The following is a 19,123-nucleotide window of genomic DNA, read 5'->3' on the forward strand; positions in this document are numbered from 1 at the left end:
GCCATGAGTGATGCACAGGCCCACGATCCCGAGTACATCGTCGAGTACGCCGACGGCCCCCTGGTCGGCACCGCCGAGCGCCGCTACCTGGTCGACGGCAAGGTGGACGAGCGGATCGGCGCGGTCGCGGCCGTCGAGGGTCTCGAGTCGCTGTTCTGGTACGTGGCCGGCGACGAGCGCGAGATCAACGGCGAGAAGCACGTGAGCTACCACTTCGACGCCCCGGACAGCGACCCGGTCGAGGCCGACAAGGACGAAGAGTCCCTCTGACCCGTCCGGTATCGGCGACGGGTTCGAGCCGCTAGGCCCAGCCCAGTTCGTGCAGACGCTCGTCGTCGATGCCGTAGTAGTGCGCGATCTCGTGCACCAGCGTGATGTGGATCTCGTCCCGGAGTTCGTCGACGGTCTCGCAGATGGCGAGCAGCGGCTCCCGGTACAGGATGACGCGGTCGGGCATCTCGCCGAAGCCGTACGAGTCGCGCTCCGTGAGTGCGACGCCGTCGTAGAGGCCGAGGAGGTCGAGCGAGCCGTCCTCGGGACGGTCCTCGACGACGAACACCACGTTCTCGAGGCCGTCGATCATCTCGTCGGGCAGCTCGTCGAGCTCGTCGGTGACGAGCGTCTCGAAGGCGTCCGCATCCAGTTGCAGCGGCACGGTCACCACGCGTCCGCGACGGCGGCGTGCAGGTCGAGCAGACCCGCGGTGCGCTCGCTCGGGCCGCGGCCGAAGCCGCACTCGGTCGCGACGCCGAACGTCGCCTGAGCGGTCGACGCGGCCGCGATGCGCCGGGCGGCGCCCTCCGTGCCGTCCTCGTGGTGGAGGAGGCCGAGATAGAGCTCGGTCCCCTCGGGGATCTCGACGTCGGCCAGCGGAGCGAAGTAGGCGTCGTCGTCGCGCTCGATCGGCACCGGCAGGTGGACGAACGCCACCGGCCGGCCGGCGCCGTCGAGGATGCCGCTGGTGACGGACGCGAGCCAGCCGGCATCCGCGGGCTGCACGAAGTGCGCCTCCTCCACATCTCCGTAGCAGAGGTGGTAGCCGACCTCGACGTCCGACGGAACGGCCTGCGCCTGCCGGATGGCGCGGGCGACCACCCCGCCCAGGACGTCGTCGAACCAGGGCTCGATGCGTCCCTCCAGCAGTCCGAACTCCACCGCCGTGTCCCACTGGATGGCGAGGCGCTCGTGCGGGATCCCGTCGACGATGCGGTCGAGCTCGCCGAACAGGGCGCGTTCGTACGCGGGCTCGAACGCGGCACGGTCCTGCGGGACCACGAACGCGCCGACGATCGCGGCGGGCGTGGGCAGCGAGACCTGGAAGCGCGTCCCCGGAGCGAAGACGCCCTCGTCGGCGAGCCGCGCGAAGGTGGCGTACGACTCGAGCGCGGCGGCCGCGTAGCCGAGGTCGGGGAAGACGAGGTCGTCGGCGGAGACTCCCTCGTCGAGCTGGAACGGGCGCGCGTCGAACTGCTCGCGCAGATAGAACGGCTCGACGGCGATGCGGGAGAGCCCGGACATCGTGTCGAAGCGCCGCGTCTGGAACTGGATCCAGTAGAACCGCTCGCCGACCTCGCCGTCCGGGATGCGGCGCATCCGGTCGCCGAGTCGCTCGCCGACCGTGCGGAAGACGGTCTCGGCATCGGGCAGGTTGACGCTGCCGACGAGGTGGGCGCCGCGGACCTCCGCGGCGCTGGAGGAGGGGGAGGCGGGAACGGTGCTCACCCGCGCGAGTCTACCGGCGTCGCGCGGGTGAGCGGACGGCGCTCGCTCAGTACCAGTTGACGGACTGCGAGTGCGACCAGGCCGAGCACGGAGTGCCGTACGAGCGCGAGATGTAGTCGAGCCCCCACTTCACTTGGGTGGTGGCGTTGGTGGCCCAGTCGGAGCCGAAGGAGGCCATCTTGCTGCCGGGGAGCGCCTGGGGAATGCCGGTGGCGCCGCTGCCGCCGTTGGAGGCCTGGTAGTTCCAGTTCGACTCCTTCTGCCAGAGGCTGCTCAGGCACTGGAACTGGTCGTCGCCCCAGCCGTACTGCGACGCGGCGATGGAGCGGGCGGCGGCCTTCGCGCCGTCCGGCGTGTTGGCGGCGGCTGCTGCTGCGGCTGCGGCCTCGGCGGCGACGCGATCGGCTTCTGCTCCGGCGGCGGCCAGGGCGGTCGTGGCGGCCGTGGTGGAGTCGATGGTCGAGCGGAGCTTGCTGTCGTCGAGCTTCGTGTACGAGCCGAGTCCGGCGATGGCGGTCTTGGCTGCCGACGCGTCGGTCTTCGTCTCGTTCGCGGCGACGGTCGCCTGCGCGGTGGCGAGCGTCTGCTTCGCCTCCGCCTCGAGGCGGTCGCGCACGATCTTGTCGTAGATCGAGAGCTGCTCGCGGTGCATCCCGGTCGATTCCGAGAGCTCGCGGGTGGAGCGCTCGCTCTGCTGCTGCGCGCTCAGGGCGGGGCCGATGAGGCTGGCCGACATGAGGACGGCGGCGGCACCGGTGACGATGCGGCCGAACGGGACGTCGGACTTCTGGATGGCGTTGCGAAGGGTGCTGAGCATTCGGTTCCTGGGTCGGGCTTCCCCGCCTGGCGGGCCCGTGGAGTGCTCCGGCGGGCGTGGCCGTGCCGTGCGGGGGCACGGCGGGCGGGCTGGAACCCGTGCCGACACGCACGGAAGCGTCCGATGGACCCGTGGTCCGGAAGGGCGCTGCGTGCGGCGCGGGGTGTGCAACGCGCGAAGCGGCGTCCAGGAGGGGGAAAGACTGGCGAGGACGCGCGCGGCGTGGCACGGACGGCGTTCGATGTCGTCAGCAGGCCACGTTAGGCGGTCACTCTGGACGGTTCGGGTGCGATCCCTGGCAAAGTCGTGTACGCGTCACCTTTCGGTGCCGCGCGCTTCCGGCTCCAGCACGGTCCCCTCCGCCTCGGCCATGCGCGCGTCGGTGACCCAGATCATCCCTATGAGGAGGCACAGGATGACGACGCCGGCGCCGATGAAGACCGTTTGCAGCCCGAAGACCTGGGCGACGATCCCTCCGGCCGCCGCACCGAGCGGGATGGTGCCCCAGGCCAGGAGGCGGTACGCGCTGTTGAGGCGGCCGAGCAGCCGGTGCGGGGTCACCCGCTGGCGCAGGGACACGGTGATCACGTTCCAGAGGGACACCGTGACGCCGCCCACGAAGAAAGCGGCGCCGATGATCCACGGGCTGGTGGTGAACGCGGGCGTCGCGACGGTCAGCACGGAGCCCGCGATCGAGATCGCGAGTGCTCGGGAGCGGCCGACGAGACGCTCGGCGCCCTCGGCGAGGAAGGTGCCGAGCACGCTGCCGAGCGCCGACGCGGTGAGCAGGAGGCCGTAGGCCGGGTCGTCGAGGCCCATCGGCGAGGCCGGGCCGACGGCGTAGAGCACGAACACGGTGAACATCGCGTTGCTCGCGAAGTTGAAGCCGCCCACCATGAACGCGAGGACGCGCAGCAGGGTGCTGCTCCAGAGGAAGCGGAGCCCTTCGGCGATGTCGGCACGGATCGTGGTCGTGCCGGGGTGATCGGCGCGGAAGTTTCCGCGAAGGAGCAGCAGCAGGCCGATGGCGACGAGCCAGAGGGCGGCCGGCGCTCCGAAGGCCAGCCCGACGCCCGCGGCGACGAGGAACCCGCCGAGGGGCGGCCCGATGAATTGGTTGGCGGTGAGTTCGGCCGCGTAGAGTCGCCCGTTCGCGCGGGAGAGGGCGTCACGCCCGACGAGCTGGGGCAGGATCGACTGCGACGACGTGTCGTAGATCGTCTCCGCCGTCCCGACGAAGATCGCGGCGACGTAGAGCAGCCAGATCGAGCCGGCGCCCGCGATCGCCGCGATCGTGAGGGCCGCGAGCAGGACGGCACGCGCGATGTTGGCGCCGATCATCAGGCGCCGCCGGTCCCAGCGATCGGCCAGCGCGCCGGCCGTGAGCGCGAAGAGCAGCCACGGCAACGAGAACGCGAAGGCGAGGCCCGCGATCAGCAGCGGCGAGTCCGTGTAGCGGACCGCGACCAGCGGGAGGGCGACCTTCATCACGCCGTCGGCGAGGTTGGAGAAGCCGGCCGAGCTCCAGAGCGTCCAGTACGGGGCGCCGAGTCGTTTCGCGGTCACGCAGAGCAGCCTCGCACACTGATTGACAGAATTCAATCGATGCGGGAGAAGTCAATCAGCGGTAGCGTGTGCGGCATGGAGCGCGACCAGAGCATCGACCCGGAAGCGAAGCGGCGTCCGGCGACCGTCACGGAGATCAAGGCGATGTCGCATCCGCTGCGCATGCGGATCATCCGGTTGTGCGGCGACCGGGAACTGACCAACAAGCAGCTCGCCGACCGGCTGGGGGTCGACCCGGGGACGGCGCTCTATCACGTCCGTCTGTTGGTGGAGGCCGGTTTCCTGGAGCCCGTGGCCGCGCGCACGGGGGAGAGCGGCGCGCTGGAAAAGCCCTACCGGTCGACCGGGCGCAGCTGGTGGCTGTCGGTCGGCGTGGACGAGGTCGACGCGACCGAGGGCCTGGCCCCGGTGGACGCGTTCCAGCAGGAGCTGGCCGAGGCCGGGCCGGGCTCGATCGCCACCTACGCCCGCTTCGCCCTGCACCTGTCGGAGGAGGATGTCGCCGAGCTGGATCGCCGCATCGTCGCCGTCATCGACGCGTTCGTCGAGACGGACGCGGAGCGTGCGCACCTGCCGCTGCACGGCGGCCTCTTCGTCGTGCACCGCAGCCCGGAGTGAGCCGCGGCCCAGCGCGACTGCGCCCTCCCGGAACGTCTGCGCCCCGTCGAGCACGCGCAAACGTACCGCGACACCGCACTCGCTCCGTGCGGTAACCGGGCGTATGCGAAAAGCCCCGGTCGCTAGACCGGGGCTTTTCGTTCGGGGTGAGTAACGGGGCTTGAACCCGCGACCTCCTGGACCACAACCAGGCGCTCTACCAGCTGAGCTATACCCACCATGTCCTGCGACCGTTTCAGGTGATCCGGCCGAGGCAACTCATCGATTCTAGTACATCCGCGGCGCCCATTTTTCCACCACGGCCGCGGCGACCTCCTGGGTGTGCTCCGTGGTGGGTCCCGGCTCGCCCACGAAGGCTGCGGCGCGGTAGTAGTCGAGCTCGCGGATGGACTCCAGGATGTCGGCGAGCGCGCGGTGTCCGCCGTTCTTCCCGGGCGCGTTGAAGTACACGCGGGGGAACCAGCGGCGGGAGAGCTCCTTGATCGAGGAGACGTCGACACTGCGGTAGTGGAGGTGGTTGTCGAGGCGCGGCATGTACTTCGCGAGGAACATGCGGTCGGTGCCGATGGTGTTGCCGGCCAGTGGCGCGGTGCGCGCGCCGGGGACGAACTTCAGCACGTACTCCAGCACCTCGTACTCGGCTTCGGCCAGGCTCTTCCCGTTCGGGATCTCTTCGATGAGCCCCGAGGTGGTGTGCATGTCGCGCACGAAGTCGTTCATGTTCTCGAGCGCGGAGGCGTCCGGCTTGATGACGATGCTGAGCCCGGGGTCGAGGACGTTCAGCTCGAAGTCGGTGATGACGACGGCGATCTCGACCAGTTCGTCGACCTCGAGGTCGAGCCCGGTCATCTCGCAGTCGATCCAGACCAGTCGATCCGAGGAGTTAGACATGCCTTCGATCTTAGTGCGGCCCTCCGACGGCCCACGGCACCGGGCGCGGGACCGGGTGCTTGGGATCCATCCCGTCGCCGGCGGAGATGTGGCGGAGGCGGCGGCCGGCCCACGGGATGGCGTACACGCGCAACCAGGTGCGGAACGGGATCTCGTCCGGCGCAGGGTCGGGAGCCGCGGCCGGGGCCGATGTCGCCTCCTCGAGCGGTGCCGTCTCGGCGTAGGGGATGCCGAGGGTGTGCGCGGCGAGGCTGGCGAGCGCCCGGTGGCCGCGGGAGCTGAGGTGCACGCGGTCGGAGGCCCACATCCCGGCCTCCTGGAACTCGCGCACGCCCCACACGTCGAGGACGGTCGCCTGCTGGTCGCGGGCGATGCTCCAGATGTTGGCGTTGAAGACGGCGGCCCGCCCGCGGAACGGTTTGAGGAAGAACGCGAACTGCGGGTCGAAGAGGTTGGCGAGCAGGACGTTCGATCCTGCTGCGCGCAGTGCCCGCACCCCGGTCTCCAGCTCGGCCGCGAGCGCGTCGGGATCGGCCTTCGCGCTCATCAGGTCGTTGCCGCCGATCAGCACGGACACCAGATCGGGCCGCAGCCGGACGGCGTGCGGCACCTGGTCGGCGACGACGTCGGCGATGCGGCGTCCGCGCACGGCGAGATTGGCGAACTCGAGCGTGTGGCCGGCGAGCCGCGCGTCCCCGTCGAGGATGCCGGCCAGCCGGTCGGCCCAGCCCAGCCAGCTGCCCTGGCGTCCGGGGGCCGCGTCGCACAGCCCTTCGGTGATCGAGTCTCCGAGGGCGATGTACCGAGAGAAGCTGGACCGGCTCACGGTGCGATTCTCGGTGCCACGGATGACGCGCGGGTGACATCTCGCCCCGGGAGACGCGATCGTCGTCGCCCGTTCGCCCGACGTACACTGACAGCGTGGATTCGTCACCGTCCGTTGCCCGGGACGTCACCGAGGGCATCGCACTCACCCTGTACACGTCGGCCTTCTGCGAACCGTGCATGCAGACCCGCGCCGTGCTCGCGGAGGCGGCCCGGCTCGTTCCGGCGCTGTCCGTCACCGAGCTCGACGTGACGCGCGCCCTCGACCGCGCGGAACGCGACGGCATCCGCTCGACCCCCACCGTGATCGTCCTGGGATCGGACGGCGCCGAGGTCTTCCGCGCCGAGGGGGTGCCGACGCTGCAGCAGGTGCTCGTGGCGGCGGCGAAGGCGGTCTGAAGCTGCGCGAGAGCGCGTGGCACAGTGGTGCCCCGGCAGGAATCGAACCTGCGACCAAGAGATGAGAAGCACCACGAGAGCTGTTCCGGCACTCTGGTGCCCCCGGCAGGAATCGAACCTGCGACCAAGAGATGAGAAGCACCACGAGAGGTGGTGCGGCGGAAACCTCGCACAGTGGTGCCCCCGGCAGGAATCGAACCTGCGACCAAGAGATTAGAAGGCTCCTGCTCTATCCGCTGAGCTACGGGGGCGCGCCCACAAGGATACCGCAGGCCACCTCCCACCCTGGCGCGCTGCGAGACCTCGCGACACGCCCTCCAGCGGCCCGAAAGGTCGCGCAAAAGGGCGTGTCGTGACGTCTCAGGCCCGATTGGCGCCCGCGACGCGAGCGCGCGTCAGAGCGTCGCGCCGCTCTTTCCCGCGCGTGTCACGATCGCGATGACGGGGCGGCGGCCGCGGAGGCCGAAGCGGAGACGGAGGCTCGCCTGGCGGGCGATGAGCACGCCGATCACGATCGCGGCGAGGGCGGGCACGATGCCGGAGATCATCATGGCGAGGTGCGGGCCGATCGCCTCCACCAGCCAGCCCATGACCGGTCCGCCGATCGCCTGGCCACCGAGGAGCACGAGGATGTACAGCGAGATCACGCGGCCGCGGATCTGCAGGTTCGACGACATCTGCACGAGGGAGTTCGCGGCGGTGATGAAGAGCAGGTTGCCGACGCCGATGCCGACGAGCAGGACGCCGAAGGCGATCTCGCTGGGCGCGAAGCCGGCGAGGGCCTGAACGACGCCGAGCGCGGCGGCCGTGCCGACCACCATCGAGAGCCGGACGCTGGTGCGGCGCGTGGAGGCGAGCGCCCCCGCGAGTGCACCGGCGGCGACGAGAGCGTTGAAGAGACCGTAGCCCTGCGCGCCGACGTCGTAGACGTTATTGGCGTAGGCGGCCAGGAACACCGGCATGTTGAAGGCGAAGACGGCGATGATCGCGACCATGACGACGGTCCAGAAGATGACGGGCTTGCGGCGCACGTAGCGCATCCCCTCGAGCAGCTGGCCCTTGGCGCGGGGAGCGGCGGGGGACCGGTGCAGCTGGTCGCGGCGCAGCGTGCAGAGGGCGGCGACGACGGCGAGACAGGCGCCCGCGTTGATCACGAAGGACCAGCCTCCACCGACCGCCGTGATCAGCAGGCCGGCGACGGCGGGACCGATGAGCCCGCCGAGCTGGAAGATCGACGAGTTGAGGCTGATCGCGTTGCGCAGGTACTTCGGCCCGACGAGCTCGTTGACGAACACTTGGCGCGCGGGGTTGTCGACCACGGTGACGAGTCCGAGCAGGAACGAGATGAGGTAGACGTGCCAGACCTGCACGCTCCCGGTCAGGGTGAGGACCGCGAGCGCGACGGCGAGGCCCGAGGCCGCCGACTGGGTGATGATGAGCAGGCGCTGCTTCGAGTAGCGGTCGGTCAGCACCCCGCCGTAGAGGCCGAGGACGAGCATCGGCGTGAACTGCATGAAGACGGTGATGCCGACCGCCGCGACGCTCCCGGACAGCTGGAGCACGAGCCAGTCCATCGCGATGCGCTGCATCCAGACGGCCGTGTTGGCGACGAGGTTGCTCGCGGCGAAGATGCGGTAGTTGCGGACGCGGAGCGAGACGAAGGTCTCCCTCCACGGGGGCCGCGTGCTGAGCACGGGCATGGGGCCGGTCGGCGGGGCTGCTGCTGTGGAGGTCGCCACGAGATTCCTTGCGTGTGTATCGAGATGTCTGGTTCCGTATATGGGCTCCTTCGACTGTACGTCGCGGCGGGGTATTGTTTGGTCCAATCGAAGCTATAACTCCTATTGGCTTTCCGAATGGATGGATGATGTTCGATCCCGTGCTGCTCCGCACCTTCCTCGCCGTGGCCGACACGCGCAGCTTCACGCGCGCGGCGGGGCGGCTCGGCATCAGCCAGCCGACCGTCAGCCAGCACGTGCGTCGGCTGGAGGAAGCGGCCAAACGTCAGCTGGTCGCCCGCGACACCCGCGAGGTGCGGCTGACCGACAACGGCGACGCCATGGCCGGGTTCGCCCGCACGATCCTCGCGGCCCACGCGGAGGCCGACCGCTACTTCAGCGGGTCCGCGATGCGCGGCCGGCTGCGGTTCGGCGCCGCCGACGACCTGGCGATCACCACGCTGCCGCGCATCCTGCGGCACTTCCGCCAGCAGCATCCCCAGATCAACCTGGAGCTCACCGTCGACCAGTCGGGTCCGCTGCACCGGCGCTTGAAGGCGGGGCACCTCGACCTCATCTTCATCAAGCAGAACCCCGGGACGACCGAGGGCACGGTCGTCGCGACCGACGAACTCGTCTGGATGGGCCAGGAGAAGACGGTCTTCGATCCCGACCAGCCGCTGCCGCTGATCGCCTACCAGGGCACGAGCCTCAGCCGGCAGGTCGCGATCGACGCGCTGGAGGAGGCGGGCCGCACCTGGCGGATCACGTGCAACACCCGCGAGGTCAACGGGGTGCTCGCGGCGGTGCGCGCGGGGATCGGCGTGGCGGTGTTCCCGCGGTCCCTCATCCCGACCGATCTGGTCAAGGTCACGAACCGTTTCGCGCTGCCGGAGCTGGGACACGTGGACTTCACGCTGCTGTCGAACCCGGCCGCGGCGAGCGAGCCGATCGAGGCCCTCACGACGGCGATCCTGGCGCGCGCGGTCACCCGCGTCCCGTAGCGGTCAGCCGACGACCGGGACGTGATCCGGGTCGGCCGGCCGCTCGCCCCCGTCGGAGGAGCGCTTGCGGAGCACGAGCGCGACCAGCGGGAAAATCAGCACCGAGAGCATCCCGGCGCCGACGAGCGCAGTCGCCGTACCCGGTTCCAGCTCGCCCGCGGAGACGCCGATCCCCGTGACGGCGACGATGATCGGGAGGCCGGTGGCGCTGAAGAGCGTGATGGACGCGCGATCGGCGAACGTCGATCCGGGCGGCGCGGCGAGCGAGCCGGGCAGCCCCCGGACCACCAGCAGCAGCACGAGGAAGATCGGCAGCAGGAGCAGCGCGTGCGGGTCGGAGACGAGCGCGCGCAGGTCGAAGGTGATGCCCGTCGTGATGAAGAACACGGGCACGAGCACGCCGAACGCCACGGCCTCGAGCTTGCCCTCGATCTGGTGGGCGTCCTCCTCGTCGCCCCCGGAGAGCAGGACGCGGCAGATGACGCCGGCCGCGAAGGCGCCGAGCAGCATGTCGAGACCGAGCGCGAGACTGAGGCCGACGAGCGCGGCGATCACCAGCACGACGAAGCGCACCGCGAACTGACCACTCGTGTGCAGCGTCGCGCGCACCAGCCGATGGAAACCGCGATGCGCGCCGCGGGACGCGAACCAGACGGCGGCCCCGGCGACGACCGCGAACCCGATGAGCACGAGGGCGGCGGCGAGCGGTTTGCGGCCGCTCAGGAACAGGGAGATCGCCAGCAGCGGCCCGAACTCTCCGACCGCGCCCACCGCGGTGACGGCGCGCCCGAACGGTGTGCGCAGCTCGCCCGCATCCCGGAGCACCGGCATCAGTGTGCCGAGGGCGGTCGACGTGAGCGCGATGCCCACGTACACGGCGGTGACGAACGACGGCGACAGGAGGACGGCGATGAGGACGCCCGCCACCAGCGAGATCAGCCAGCCCAGTGACGCGCGCCGCAACGGCCGGCCCGCGATGGCGGGGAAGTCGATCTCGTTGCCCGCCATGAAGAAGAGGAACGCGAGCCCGAAGTTCGAGACGGCGTGCAGCGCGTCGCTCGCGGGCACCCAGCCCAGCACGCTCGGCCCGACCAGCAGCCCCAGCACGATCTCGAACACGACGAGGGGGATGGCCGCCACCCGCCCGACCAGCCGCGCCAGGATCGGCGCCGCCACCGCGAGCAGCGGGACGATCACGACGGTGGCGATGTCGGGGGACATGCGCTGATGGTATCCGCAGCCTCTCGCGATCTGGAAGGCCCGTTCACACGGCCGAAACGAGCCGGGGATATCGTTGGCACATGCGCGAACTGCAGGCACGGATCATCGACGAACTGAACGTCAGCCCCACCATCGACGCGGCCGCCGAGGTCGAGAAGCGGGTCGACTTCCTCGTCCGCTATCTCACGGCGACGGGCGCCTCCGGCTTCGTCCTCGGCATCAGCGGCGGCCAGGACTCCTCGCTCGCGGGGCGGCTCTGCCAGCTCGCGGTCGAGCGCCTCGCCGAGCGCGGCGTCGAGGCGGAGTTCATCGCCGTGCGCCTGCCCTACGCGGTGCAGCACGACGAGGACGACGCGCAGCTCGCGCTCTCGTTCATCCGGCCGCAGCGCACGGTGACGTTCAACATCCAGCGCGGCACGGACGGCGTGCAGGACGAGTACGCGGACGCCGTCGGCGATGCGATGACGGATTTCACGAAGGGGAACGTGAAGGCGCGGCTGCGCATGGTCGCGCAGTACGCGATCGCGGGCCAGCGCCGCCTGCTCGTGGTCGGCACCGACCACGCGGCGGAGGCGGTGACCGGCTTCTTCACGAAGTACGGCGACGGCGGGACCGATGTGCTTCCGCTGACGGGCCTGACCAAGCGGCAGGGCAAGGCGCTCCTGCAGCAGCTGGACGCCCCGGCGCGCCTGTACGAGAAAGCGCCGACGGCGGACCTCCTGGACCACAACCCGGGCCAGACCGACGAGGACAACCTCGGCCTCAGCTACGCGATCATCGACGACTTCCTGGAGGGGCGGGAGGTCCCGGAGGAGAACGCGGCGGCCATCGAAGCCCGGTACCTGGCGACGGAGCACAAGCGGCGCGTCCCGGCCAGCATGTTCGACTCCTGGTGGCAGGAGCGCGGCGACTACTCCGAGTGAGGTCGACCCGCGGCGCCGCCGTGGAACGCGAGAGGGGGCGCCGGCACGAAGCCGGCGCCCCCTCTCGTTCGGGTGGTGACGCGTCGAGGCGTGATCAGACGGGCTGACCGAGGCGCGAGGTCGGGGCGGTGTCGTTGCCCTCGCCGGTGTCGACCGGCGTCGTCAGCGCGCTGAGCGGGCCGCTGTCGGCCGTCGTCTGCTCCGACGCGGCAGGCGCCGCATACTGCTCGTGGTGCTGCTGGGCGACCCACGCATCCTGCTGCTGCAGGACGCTGCGCTCGCCATCGGTGTTTTCGAAGCGCCAGCGCTCGAGGTCGTTCTGGAAGATCTTGCGTGCGCGGCCCGGCTTGTTCTGCCACTCGATGAGCCGGTCGCGGAACTCCGCGATGGCCGGGTCGAGCTGGTAGCCGAACGTCGCGGAGGCGCGCTTCATCTCCGCGAGCTGGTGGCCGGCCCAGTTGGCCGCGACGCCCGAGCCCTTGATGGGCAGGAGGCGCACGAGGATGTCGGCCTGGCCGACCGCGCGGTCGGAGAGGATCTGCTCGGCGGGGGTGAGGGAGTTCCAGACGGAGGCCTCGGTCGCGGCGTCGACGAGCGCGGCGATCGCGGACGCCTTCTGCTGCCGGTCGGTGCGCGAGAGGAGACCCTTGAGGGCTCCGCGGGCGATCCAGGCGGCGAGCAGGCCGGACACGATGACGGCGACCGCGAGGACGGCGCCGTAGAAGATGACCGGCCGGGTGGCCGGTGCGAAGAACCAATCGACGAAGTCATTCCACCAGTGCATGCGCCGATGGTAACCGCGGGTGGGAGCTGTGGAGCGCAGCCGCCGCGCTGTGTCGCGCATCCGCGTGCGGCTCTCCACAGGACGTTCTGCCCGCGGGTTCTCCACGGATACCGACGTGAGGGTCGTCGGGGATGGGGGCCGCGCCAGGCTGGGACCACGCCCGGCACCGGTCGGACGGCAGGAGGGATGGATGGATGGACGCATCGTTCACGGTCCGGGGCGTGGTCGCCTCGCGGCCTCGTCACCTGGTCACCGCGGAGGGGCTGGCGGTCACCACCTTCCGCCTGCTGTCCGCCGCGGCGTCGCGCGACGGCAGCTGGTTCACGGTGAGTGCGCTCCGTCGGCTCGCGGTCGCGGCGGCCGGCTCGCTGGAGGCCGGCGACCCCGTGCTGGTCGTCGGGCGATTGGTCATCCGCGAGTGGGCGGGGGAGCAGCCTGGTGTCACGGCGGAGGTGGAGGCGATGGCGATCGGCCACGACCTCGCCGGAGGCCGGTCGGCATTCGTGCGTGCGCGGGTGTCTCCCGACGCATCTCCAGCGAAGGATCGATAACGTGTACCCCATGACGCGACGCCCTGTCCTCCGCAGCCGGCCCACGCCCCGCACGCGTGCCTCCCGAGCCCGGACCGGCGCCGCATCGGCCGCCCTCGCCGCCACCGTGCTCGCGCTCGCGCTGACCGGATGCACCCCAGGCGCGAAGCCGTCGGCGAGCCCCACGCCCACGTCGACCCCGACTCCGACCGCGACGGGCGCGGCCGCACCCGAGCTCGTGCCCGGCGGCACGGCTGAACAGAACCTGCCCTTCTTCAACAAGGTCAACCAGGCGACGCTCGCCGCGAACCCCGACGCGAAGGGCCGCGACTTCATCGACGCCCTGGTGGCGGCGGGCTTCACGAAGGCCGACATGCAGGTCACGGTGGACACGACCACGATCGGGCTGAAGGCGAACAGCATCCAGTTCTCGGTCAAGATGGGCGACGCCTGCTTGATCGGGCAGAACGGCGCCGACGCGGGCGGCTACAACAGCGAGACGACGCCGGTGCTCGTCGGCGGCGCGTGCCTCATCGGCCAGACGCGGCCGATCGACTGGTAGCGGGCGGGCTCCGGCGCGTCGCAGCCGGTATCCTCGTACAGGGCGGCGATCGGGATGTGCTCCGACGCGCGCCGAGCGGACGACAGGGAGTTAGAGAAGAAACGTGGCCGAATACATTTACTCGATGGTGCGCGCCCGCAAAGCGGTCGGCGACAAGGTCATCCTGGACGACGTCACCATGGCGTTCCTCCCGGGTGCCAAGATCGGTGTGGTCGGCCCGAACGGTGCCGGTAAGTCCACGATCCTCAAGATCATGGCGGGCCTCGACACGCCGTCCAACGGCGATGCGAAGCTGACCCCCGGATACTCCGTCGGCATCCTCATGCAGGAGCCGCTGCTCGACGAGAGCAAGACGGTCCTGGAGAACGTCCAGGAGGGCGTCGGCGACATCAAGGGCAAGGTCGACCGCTTCAACGAGATCTCGGGCCTCCTCGCCGACCCCGACGCCGACTTCGACACCCTGCTGGCCGAGATGGGCACGCTGCAGGAGCAGATCGACGCCGCGGACGCGTGGGACCTCGACTCCCAGCTCGAGCAGGCGATGGACGCGCTGCGCTGCCCGCCGGGCGACTGGCCGGTCAACACCCTCTCCGGTGGTGAGAAGCGCCGTGTCGCGCTCTGCAAGCTCCTGCTCCAGAAGCCCGATCTCCTGCTCCTCGACGAGCCCACCAACCACCTCGACGCCGAGAGCGTGCTCTGGCTCGAGCAGCACCTGGCCAAGTACCACGGTGCCGTGCTCGCCGTGACCCACGACCGGTACTTCCTCGACCACGTGGCCGAGTGGATCGCCGAGGTCGACCGCGGTCACCTGTACCCGTACGAGGGCAACTACTCGACCTACCTCGAGAAGAAGCGCGAGCGCCTGGAGGTCCAGGGCAAGAAGGACGCCAAGCTCGCGAAGCGCCTCGGGGAGGAGCTCGACTGGGTGCGCAGCAACGCCAAGGGTCGACAGGCCAAGTCGAAGGCGCGTCTGGCGCGCTACGAGGAGATGGCTGCCGAGGCGGAGCGCACACGCAAACTCGACTTCGAGGAGATCCAGATCCCGCCGGGACCGCGTCTCGGCCAGATCGTCATCGACGCGAAGAACCTCCAGAAGGGCTTCGGCGACCGCACGCTCATCGACGGCCTGACCTTCACGCTGCCGCGCAACGGCATCGTCGGCGTCATCGGCCCGAACGGCGTGGGTAAGACCACGCTCTTCAAGACGATCGTCGGTCTCGAGCCCCTCGACGGCGGCGACCTGAAGGTCGGCGAGACCGTCAAGATCTCGTACGTCGACCAGAGCCGCGGCGGCATCGACCCGAACAAGAACGTCTGGGAGGTCGTCTCCGACGGGCTCGACTACATCCAGGTCGGCAAGACCGAGGTGCCGTCGCGCGCCTACGTCTCGACCTTCGGTTTCAAGGGCCCGGACCAGCAGAAGAAGTCGGGCGTGCTCTCCGGTGGTGAGCGCAACCGCCTCAACCTCGCGTTGACGCTCAAGCAGGGCGGCAACCTCCTGCTGCTCGACGAGCCGACCAACGACCTCGACGTCGAGACCCTCTCGAGCCTCGAGAACGCGCTGCTCGAGTTCCCCGGCTGCGCCGTGGTCATCACCCACGACCGGTGGTTCCTCGACCGCATCGCCACGCACATCCTGGCCTACGAGGGCACCGACGAGGACCCGGCCAACTGGTACTGGTTCGAAGGTAACTTCGAGGCGTACGAGGAGAACAAGGTCGAGCGCCTCGGCCCGGACGCCGCGAAGCCGAACCGCTCCGCGTACCGCAAGCTCACGCGCGACTAGTCACCACCGGAGGAGACCCATGCGACTGCACGTACCGATCAAGCTCCGCTGGAGCGACCTGGACGCGTACGGGCACGTCAACAACGCCGAGATGCTGCGCCTGCTCGAAGAGGCGCGCATCGAGGCGTTCTGGGTCACCGACGACGCCGAGGCGGCGGTCGGAGGATCGACCGCCGTCCTCGACGGGCGACCGGGCGCCGACACGCTCACGCTGATCGCGCGGCAGGAGATCGAGTACCTCGCGCCCATCCCGTACCTGCGGCCGCCGCTCGACGTGCAGCTCTGGCTCGGCCGGCTCGGGGGCGCCAGCCTCGAGGTCTGCTACGAGGTGTGGTCGCCCGAGGGCACCGAGCCGCGCACCCTGTTTACCCGCGCCGCGACCACGATCGTGCTCGTCGACGCCGGCACGCAGCGGCCGCGCCGGATCAACGAAACCGAGCGCGCCGCGTGGACGCCCTACCTCGACGAGCCGGTGCAGTTCACCAAGCGCGGCTGACCTACGGCGTCGAAGTGGTGCCCGGCGTCGGCACGGGAGTCGGCGCGAACGAGTTCTCCCAGACGGCGCGGGAGCCGGCCTCCCCGATCAGCACGACGTCGACGATCGTCCCCGCGGCCAGCACCGCGGCGATGACGGCCAGAACGACGATCACCACCGTCCGAACCGTCGTCGACGGCCGCCGCGCCCGGCCGGGCCGGTCGACGAAGAAGAACCACGCCCACTGGAGCGCCGTGAAGACGAAGAGCGCGATGACCCAGGGGTAGAGGCCCTTCCCGAGCGCCGCGTGCTGCTGGATGAGCGGGGTCGAGGGGACGCGCGCCTCCAGCCACTCGCCGGCATCCGTCACGATCGGCACCAGCACGACGTTCGCGAGTGCCAGCAAGGGCGTGACGATCCCGAGCCGTCGCCGTGCGGCCGGCCACAACGGCACCGCGAGCGCGCACAGAGCGGTCAGGGGCACCAGCACGATGACGAAGTGCGCCAGGAGGACGTGCAGCGGAAGACCGTTGACCTCCATGATCGGCTAGCTCGTCACCGTGACCGTGTCGCCGCTCACGGTCGCCGTCAACTTCGGGAGGGGATCGCGCGCCGGTCCGTTCAGCACGTCCCCGGTCGCGGCGTCGAATCTCGAGCCGTGGCAGGGGCAGTCGAACTCCTTGCCCTGCGGGGCGACCGTGCAGCCCTGGTGGGTGCAGACCGCGCTGAACGCGACGACCTTCCCCGCCGTGGGCTGCGAGACGACGACCGGGGCCGAACCGATCGACGCGGAGACGGCCCCGCCGACCGGGATCGACGACAGGGCGACCGTGGTCGTCCCGCCGCCTCCTGAACCGACCGACCCGGATCCACCCGACCCGGACCCGCCCGCGTCGGAGGGGCCGTCGGAAGTGCAGGCGGCGAGCAGCAGCGCGCCGGCCCCGGCGGCCGTCACCCCGCCGATGTGGACGAGGGTGCGGCGGGTGAGGGGTGTGGCGTCGTTCATGCGGAGTCCTCTCGGTCGGCGTAGCGTCTTCTTCACCATAGGCACGGATGCGCGCGCCGGACGGTTCATCCGATCTGCGGATCCGTTGAACTTTCTGCACGCGTGCACCGTGTCATCCTCGACGGGGACGGGAGGTGAGGCATGCCGGACGACGACGCGCGTCTGCTGCGCGAGCTGCACGAGCAGCACTCGCAGGCCGTGTGGCGCTATGTGGTGCACCTCACCGGCGACCGAGCACTGGCCGACGACGTGGTGCAGGAGACCCTGCTCCGCGCGTGGCGCCGTCCCGCCGTGCTCGACCAGTCGCAGCACTCGGCACGCGCGTGGCTCTTCACGGTCGCCCGCAACCTGGTGATCGACACGAAGCGCAGCGCGCACGACCAGCACGAGTTCGGCACGGACACGCTGCCCGAGGTGACGTCCGCCGCCAGCGAGTCCGACGCGGTGCTCGACGCCTGGCTGGTGTCGGACGCGCTGGCCGAGCTGTCCGACGAGCACCGCGCCGTGATCGTGCACGCGTACTACGGCGGCCGCTCGATCGCGGAGATCTCGCGGGAGCTGGACGTTCCCGAGGGCACGGTGAAGTCCCGCCTCCATTACGGGCTGCGGGCACTGCGCCTCGCACTGCAGGAGAAGGGAGTGACGGAGCGATGACGACGCACGACGAGTTCGCCACCTGGGACGCGGCGTACGTCCTCGGCGCACTGTCGCCGGCGGACCGGCGGGCCTACGAGGAGCACCTGGGGGAGTGCGATCGCTGCGCGGCCGCTGTCTCCGAACTGGCCGGCATGCCCGGGCTCCTCGGACTGCTGCCGCGCGAGGAAGGCCTCGCGGCGCTCACGGAGCCCTCGCCCGCTCCCGAGGCTGCCGGAGTGGGCGCCGAGGTGCTGCCCCTCCTGGTGAAGCGCGCGCGCCGCCACCGCGTGCGCACCCGCTGGCTCACCGCCGGGATCGCGGCAGCTGCCGCGGTGTTCCTCGTCGGGGTGCTCGCCTTCGTCCTGCCGTCCGTGCTCACGCCGACGACACAGGAGGCGAAGGCCATCACCATGGAGCAGGTGGAGCCCAGCGCGCTCACCGCGGATCTGCGGCTGACCGCCGAGCCCTGGGGCACGCGCATCACGTCCCGCTGCAGCTACGCACGGGTCGGCGACGACCAGGGCACGCACTCGTGGACCTACGCGATGGTCGTCACCGACCGGCAGGGGCACGAGACGCAGATCTCGACGTGGACCGCGGAGGAGGGGACGACCGTGGTCCCGACGGCGACGACCAGCGTCGCGGTGGCCGACATCGCCGCCATCGACATCCGGTCCGCGGGTGACGGCACCGTGCTCCTGCGCAGCAGCTTCGGCTGACGCGCGCCCGGCGGAGGCTCCGAGCTCAGTCGCGCCGCTCGGCCGGCACGCGGATCATCGCCTCCTGGGCGACGCTCGCGACCAGACGGCCGTCACGGCTGTAGATGCGGCCCTGGGCCAGGCCGCGGCCGCCGCTCGCGCTGGGCGACTCCTGCGTGTACAGCAGCCACTCGTCGACGCGGGCCGGGCGGTGCCACCACATCGCGTGGTCGAGGCTCGCGGCCTTGAGTCCCGGGTCGGCCCAGGCGACGCCGTGGCGGCGCATGATCGACTCCATGATCGTGTAGTCGCTCGCGTAGGCGAGGGCCGCTCGGTGCAACGCCGGGTCGTCGGGGAGCTCACCGATGGCGCGGAACCAGACCGCCTGCTGCGCGACGTGCTCGCCTTCGACGCTCAGGTAGACGGGTGACGTGACGTGGCGCATGTCGAACGGCCGCTCGCTCGCCCAGTACTGCGCGACGGGATGCCGCACGTCCTCCAGGCTGGACGCCGACGACGGCAGCGACTCGGGTTCCGGCAGACCCTGCGGCATGGTGACCTGGTGCTCGAGCCCCTCGTCCTCATCCTGGAACGACGCGATCATCGACAGGATCGGGAGGCCGTTCTGGTAGGCCTGGGTGCGCCGGGTCGAGAACGACCGGCCGTCGTGGATGCGGTCGACCGAGAAGGTGATCGGCAGGTTCACGTCGCCCGGGCGCAGGAAGTAGCCGTGCATCGAGTGGATGGGGCGGTCGTCTCCGACCGTGCGGGTCGCCGCGACGATCGACTGCGCGAGCACCTGGCCGCCGAACACGCGGCCCAGCGGCATCCACTGGGAGGGCCCGGTGAAGATGTCCTCACTGGTGCGCGCACCGGTGTCGGTGAGATCGAGGGCGGTCAGAAGGGATGCCAATGGCTCGCTCACAGTGTCTCCGTCCGATG

The 19,123-nt window shown here is 70.4% G+C and carries 23 protein-coding genes and 2 tRNA genes; 11 read left to right on the top strand and 14 right to left on the bottom strand.

Annotated features, from left to right (window positions below; all coding sequences use genetic code 11):
- Positions 1-3 precede the first annotated feature (3 nt).
- A complete protein-coding gene (locus FHX33_RS04705; RefSeq protein ID WP_039920768.1) occupies positions 4-270 on the top strand; it encodes a hypothetical protein in 267 nt (88 codons plus the stop codon).
- 31 nt (positions 271-301) lie between these two features.
- Here FHX33_RS04705 and FHX33_RS04710 read toward each other — a convergent pair whose 3' ends face one another.
- The 4 genes from FHX33_RS04710 to FHX33_RS04725 form a co-directional block, all read right to left on the bottom strand.
- Positions 302-655 (bottom strand): metallopeptidase family protein, encoded by a 354-nt coding sequence (locus FHX33_RS04710; protein WP_420870872.1) that lies wholly within the window; start codon positions 653-655, stop codon positions 302-304.
- A gap of 2 nt (positions 656-657) precedes the next feature.
- On the bottom strand, positions 658-1,722 hold the full coding sequence (locus FHX33_RS04715; protein WP_021755453.1) for a hypothetical protein: 1,065 nt from the start codon (positions 1,720-1,722) through the stop codon (positions 658-660).
- A 46-nt stretch (positions 1,723-1,768) separates the two neighbouring features.
- Positions 1,769-2,539, bottom strand: a complete 771-nt coding sequence (locus FHX33_RS04720; RefSeq protein WP_021755455.1) for an aggregation-promoting factor C-terminal-like domain-containing protein — start codon at positions 2,537-2,539, stop codon at positions 1,769-1,771.
- 315 nt (positions 2,540-2,854) lie between these two features.
- Positions 2,855-4,105, bottom strand: a complete 1,251-nt coding sequence (locus FHX33_RS04725; protein ID WP_021755457.1) for an MFS transporter — start codon at positions 4,103-4,105, stop codon at positions 2,855-2,857.
- Between the two features lie 75 nt (positions 4,106-4,180).
- Here FHX33_RS04725 and FHX33_RS04730 point away from each other — a divergent pair, with 75 nt between their 5' ends.
- Positions 4,181-4,723 (top strand): ArsR/SmtB family transcription factor, encoded by a 543-nt coding sequence (locus tag FHX33_RS04730; RefSeq protein WP_081703856.1) that lies wholly within the window; start codon positions 4,181-4,183, stop codon positions 4,721-4,723.
- A 145-nt stretch (positions 4,724-4,868) separates the two neighbouring features.
- On the opposite strand, the gene FHX33_RS04735 is transcribed toward FHX33_RS04730, so the two are convergent.
- The 3 genes from FHX33_RS04735 to FHX33_RS04745 form a co-directional block, all read right to left on the bottom strand.
- Positions 4,869-4,941 (bottom strand) — tRNA-His (locus FHX33_RS04735).
- 49 nt (positions 4,942-4,990) lie between these two features.
- A complete protein-coding gene (gene orn, locus FHX33_RS04740; RefSeq protein WP_021755461.1) occupies positions 4,991-5,614 on the bottom strand; it encodes an oligoribonuclease in 624 nt (207 codons plus the stop codon).
- 10 nt (positions 5,615-5,624) lie between these two features.
- Positions 5,625-6,440 (bottom strand): SGNH/GDSL hydrolase family protein, encoded by an 816-nt coding sequence (locus tag FHX33_RS04745; RefSeq protein WP_021755468.1) that lies wholly within the window; start codon positions 6,438-6,440, stop codon positions 5,625-5,627.
- A gap of 95 nt (positions 6,441-6,535) precedes the next feature.
- Between FHX33_RS04745 and FHX33_RS04750 the strand changes: the two genes are divergently transcribed.
- On the top strand, positions 6,536-6,838 hold the full coding sequence (locus FHX33_RS04750) for a thioredoxin family protein (RefSeq protein ID WP_021755470.1): 303 nt from the start codon (positions 6,536-6,538) through the stop codon (positions 6,836-6,838).
- Positions 6,839-7,013: 175 nt separating this feature from the next.
- On the opposite strand, the gene FHX33_RS04755 is transcribed toward FHX33_RS04750, so the two are convergent.
- Both FHX33_RS04755 and FHX33_RS04760 read right to left on the bottom strand, forming a co-directional pair.
- Positions 7,014-7,089 (bottom strand) — tRNA-Arg (locus tag FHX33_RS04755).
- A gap of 144 nt (positions 7,090-7,233) precedes the next feature.
- Positions 7,234-8,538, bottom strand: a complete 1,305-nt coding sequence (locus FHX33_RS04760) for an MFS transporter (protein ID WP_021755472.1) — start codon at positions 8,536-8,538, stop codon at positions 7,234-7,236.
- A 167-nt stretch (positions 8,539-8,705) separates the two neighbouring features.
- Here FHX33_RS04760 and FHX33_RS04765 point away from each other — a divergent pair, with 167 nt between their 5' ends.
- Positions 8,706-9,560 (top strand): LysR substrate-binding domain-containing protein, encoded by an 855-nt coding sequence (locus tag FHX33_RS04765; RefSeq protein WP_039920771.1) that lies wholly within the window; start codon positions 8,706-8,708, stop codon positions 9,558-9,560.
- Positions 9,561-9,563: 3 nt separating this feature from the next.
- On the opposite strand, the gene FHX33_RS04770 is transcribed toward FHX33_RS04765, so the two are convergent.
- Positions 9,564-10,781, bottom strand: coding sequence for a cation:proton antiporter (locus tag FHX33_RS04770; RefSeq protein WP_021755476.1), 1,218 nt, complete (start codon positions 10,779-10,781; stop codon positions 9,564-9,566).
- An 80-nt stretch (positions 10,782-10,861) separates the two neighbouring features.
- On the opposite strand from FHX33_RS04770, the gene nadE reads away from it, so the two are divergent.
- Entirely contained in the window at positions 10,862-11,704 is an 843-nt protein-coding gene (gene nadE, locus FHX33_RS04775; RefSeq protein ID WP_021755477.1) for an ammonia-dependent NAD(+) synthetase, read from the top strand.
- Between the two features lie 94 nt (positions 11,705-11,798).
- Here the strand turns inward: nadE and FHX33_RS04780 are convergent, their stop codons facing one another.
- A complete protein-coding gene (locus FHX33_RS04780) occupies positions 11,799-12,488 on the bottom strand; it encodes a hypothetical protein (RefSeq protein WP_021755479.1) in 690 nt (229 codons plus the stop codon).
- A 194-nt stretch (positions 12,489-12,682) separates the two neighbouring features.
- Here FHX33_RS04780 and FHX33_RS04785 point away from each other — a divergent pair, with 194 nt between their 5' ends.
- The 4 genes from FHX33_RS04785 to FHX33_RS04800 all read left to right on the top strand — a co-directional run bounded on the left by FHX33_RS04785 (position 12,683) and on the right by FHX33_RS04800 (position 15,862).
- On the top strand, positions 12,683-13,039 hold the full coding sequence (locus tag FHX33_RS04785; protein WP_051336881.1) for a single-stranded DNA-binding protein: 357 nt from the start codon (positions 12,683-12,685) through the stop codon (positions 13,037-13,039).
- 10 nt (positions 13,040-13,049) lie between these two features.
- Entirely contained in the window at positions 13,050-13,580 is a 531-nt protein-coding gene (locus tag FHX33_RS04790; protein ID WP_183428221.1) for a DUF6993 domain-containing protein, read from the top strand.
- Positions 13,581-13,683: 103 nt separating this feature from the next.
- On the top strand, positions 13,684-15,366 hold the full coding sequence (gene ettA / locus FHX33_RS04795) for an energy-dependent translational throttle protein EttA (protein WP_039922833.1): 1,683 nt from the start codon (positions 13,684-13,686) through the stop codon (positions 15,364-15,366).
- Positions 15,367-15,385: 19 nt separating this feature from the next.
- Positions 15,386-15,862: an acyl-CoA thioesterase gene (locus FHX33_RS04800; protein ID WP_021763798.1), complete on the top strand. Its 477-nt coding sequence runs from the start codon at positions 15,386-15,388 to the stop codon at positions 15,860-15,862.
- A 1-nt stretch (position 15,863) separates the two neighbouring features.
- Here FHX33_RS04800 and FHX33_RS04805 read toward each other — a convergent pair whose 3' ends face one another.
- Positions 15,864-16,382 (bottom strand): hypothetical protein, encoded by a 519-nt coding sequence (locus tag FHX33_RS04805; RefSeq protein WP_021763799.1) that lies wholly within the window; start codon positions 16,380-16,382, stop codon positions 15,864-15,866.
- Positions 16,383-16,388: 6 nt separating this feature from the next.
- Complete coding sequence (locus FHX33_RS04810; protein ID WP_021763800.1) at positions 16,389-16,847, bottom strand: QcrA and Rieske domain-containing protein; 459 nt, start codon at positions 16,845-16,847, stop codon at positions 16,389-16,391.
- Between the two features lie 141 nt (positions 16,848-16,988).
- On the opposite strand from FHX33_RS04810, the gene FHX33_RS04815 reads away from it, so the two are divergent.
- Together FHX33_RS04815 and FHX33_RS04820 are read left to right on the top strand one after the other, a co-directional pair.
- Positions 16,989-17,501 (top strand): sigma-70 family RNA polymerase sigma factor, encoded by a 513-nt coding sequence (locus tag FHX33_RS04815; RefSeq protein WP_021763801.1) that lies wholly within the window; start codon positions 16,989-16,991, stop codon positions 17,499-17,501.
- Positions 17,498-18,202: an anti-sigma factor family protein gene (locus FHX33_RS04820; RefSeq protein WP_021763802.1), complete on the top strand. Its 705-nt coding sequence runs from the start codon at positions 17,498-17,500 to the stop codon at positions 18,200-18,202. Before FHX33_RS04815 ends, FHX33_RS04820 begins: the two co-directional genes overlap by 4 nt.
- Before the next feature lie 25 nt (positions 18,203-18,227).
- Here FHX33_RS04820 and FHX33_RS04825 read toward each other — a convergent pair whose 3' ends face one another.
- Positions 18,228-19,106, bottom strand: a complete 879-nt coding sequence (locus tag FHX33_RS04825) for an acyl-CoA thioesterase (RefSeq protein ID WP_081704013.1) — start codon at positions 19,104-19,106, stop codon at positions 18,228-18,230.
- Positions 19,107-19,123 lie beyond the last annotated feature (17 nt).

The sequence above is a fragment of the Leifsonia aquatica genome (assembly GCF_014190775.1).
GTDB lineage: Bacteria > Actinomycetota > Actinomycetes > Actinomycetales > Microbacteriaceae > Leifsonia > Leifsonia aquatica.

Coding starts and splice junctions, on each gene's coding strand:
- FHX33_RS04705 (WP_039920768.1), top strand. CDS start 4: ATGAGTGATGCACAGGCCCACGATCCCGAGTACATCGTCGAGTACGCC.
- FHX33_RS04720 (WP_021755455.1), bottom strand. CDS start 2,539: ATGCTCAGCACCCTTCGCAACGCCATCCAGAAGTCCGACGTCCCGTTC.
- FHX33_RS04730 (WP_081703856.1), top strand. CDS start 4,181: ATGGAGCGCGACCAGAGCATCGACCCGGAAGCGAAGCGGCGTCCGGCG.
- orn (WP_021755461.1), bottom strand. CDS start 5,614: ATGTCTAACTCCTCGGATCGACTGGTCTGGATCGACTGCGAGATGACC.
- FHX33_RS04760 (WP_021755472.1), bottom strand. CDS start 8,538: ATGCCCGTGCTCAGCACGCGGCCCCCGTGGAGGGAGACCTTCGTCTCG.
- FHX33_RS04765 (WP_039920771.1), top strand. CDS start 8,706: ATGTTCGATCCCGTGCTGCTCCGCACCTTCCTCGCCGTGGCCGACACG.
- FHX33_RS04770 (WP_021755476.1), bottom strand. CDS start 10,781: ATGTCCCCCGACATCGCCACCGTCGTGATCGTCCCGCTGCTCGCGGTG.
- nadE (WP_021755477.1), top strand. CDS start 10,862: ATGCGCGAACTGCAGGCACGGATCATCGACGAACTGAACGTCAGCCCC.
- FHX33_RS04780 (WP_021755479.1), bottom strand. CDS start 12,488: ATGCACTGGTGGAATGACTTCGTCGATTGGTTCTTCGCACCGGCCACC.
- FHX33_RS04785 (WP_051336881.1), top strand. CDS start 12,683: ATGGACGCATCGTTCACGGTCCGGGGCGTGGTCGCCTCGCGGCCTCGT.
- FHX33_RS04790 (WP_183428221.1), top strand. CDS start 13,050: ATGACGCGACGCCCTGTCCTCCGCAGCCGGCCCACGCCCCGCACGCGT.
- FHX33_RS04800 (WP_021763798.1), top strand. CDS start 15,386: ATGCGACTGCACGTACCGATCAAGCTCCGCTGGAGCGACCTGGACGCG.
- FHX33_RS04805 (WP_021763799.1), bottom strand. CDS start 16,382: ATGGAGGTCAACGGTCTTCCGCTGCACGTCCTCCTGGCGCACTTCGTC.
- FHX33_RS04810 (WP_021763800.1), bottom strand. CDS start 16,847: ATGAACGACGCCACACCCCTCACCCGCCGCACCCTCGTCCACATCGGC.
- FHX33_RS04815 (WP_021763801.1), top strand. CDS start 16,989: ATGCCGGACGACGACGCGCGTCTGCTGCGCGAGCTGCACGAGCAGCAC.
- FHX33_RS04820 (WP_021763802.1), top strand. CDS start 17,498: ATGACGACGCACGACGAGTTCGCCACCTGGGACGCGGCGTACGTCCTC.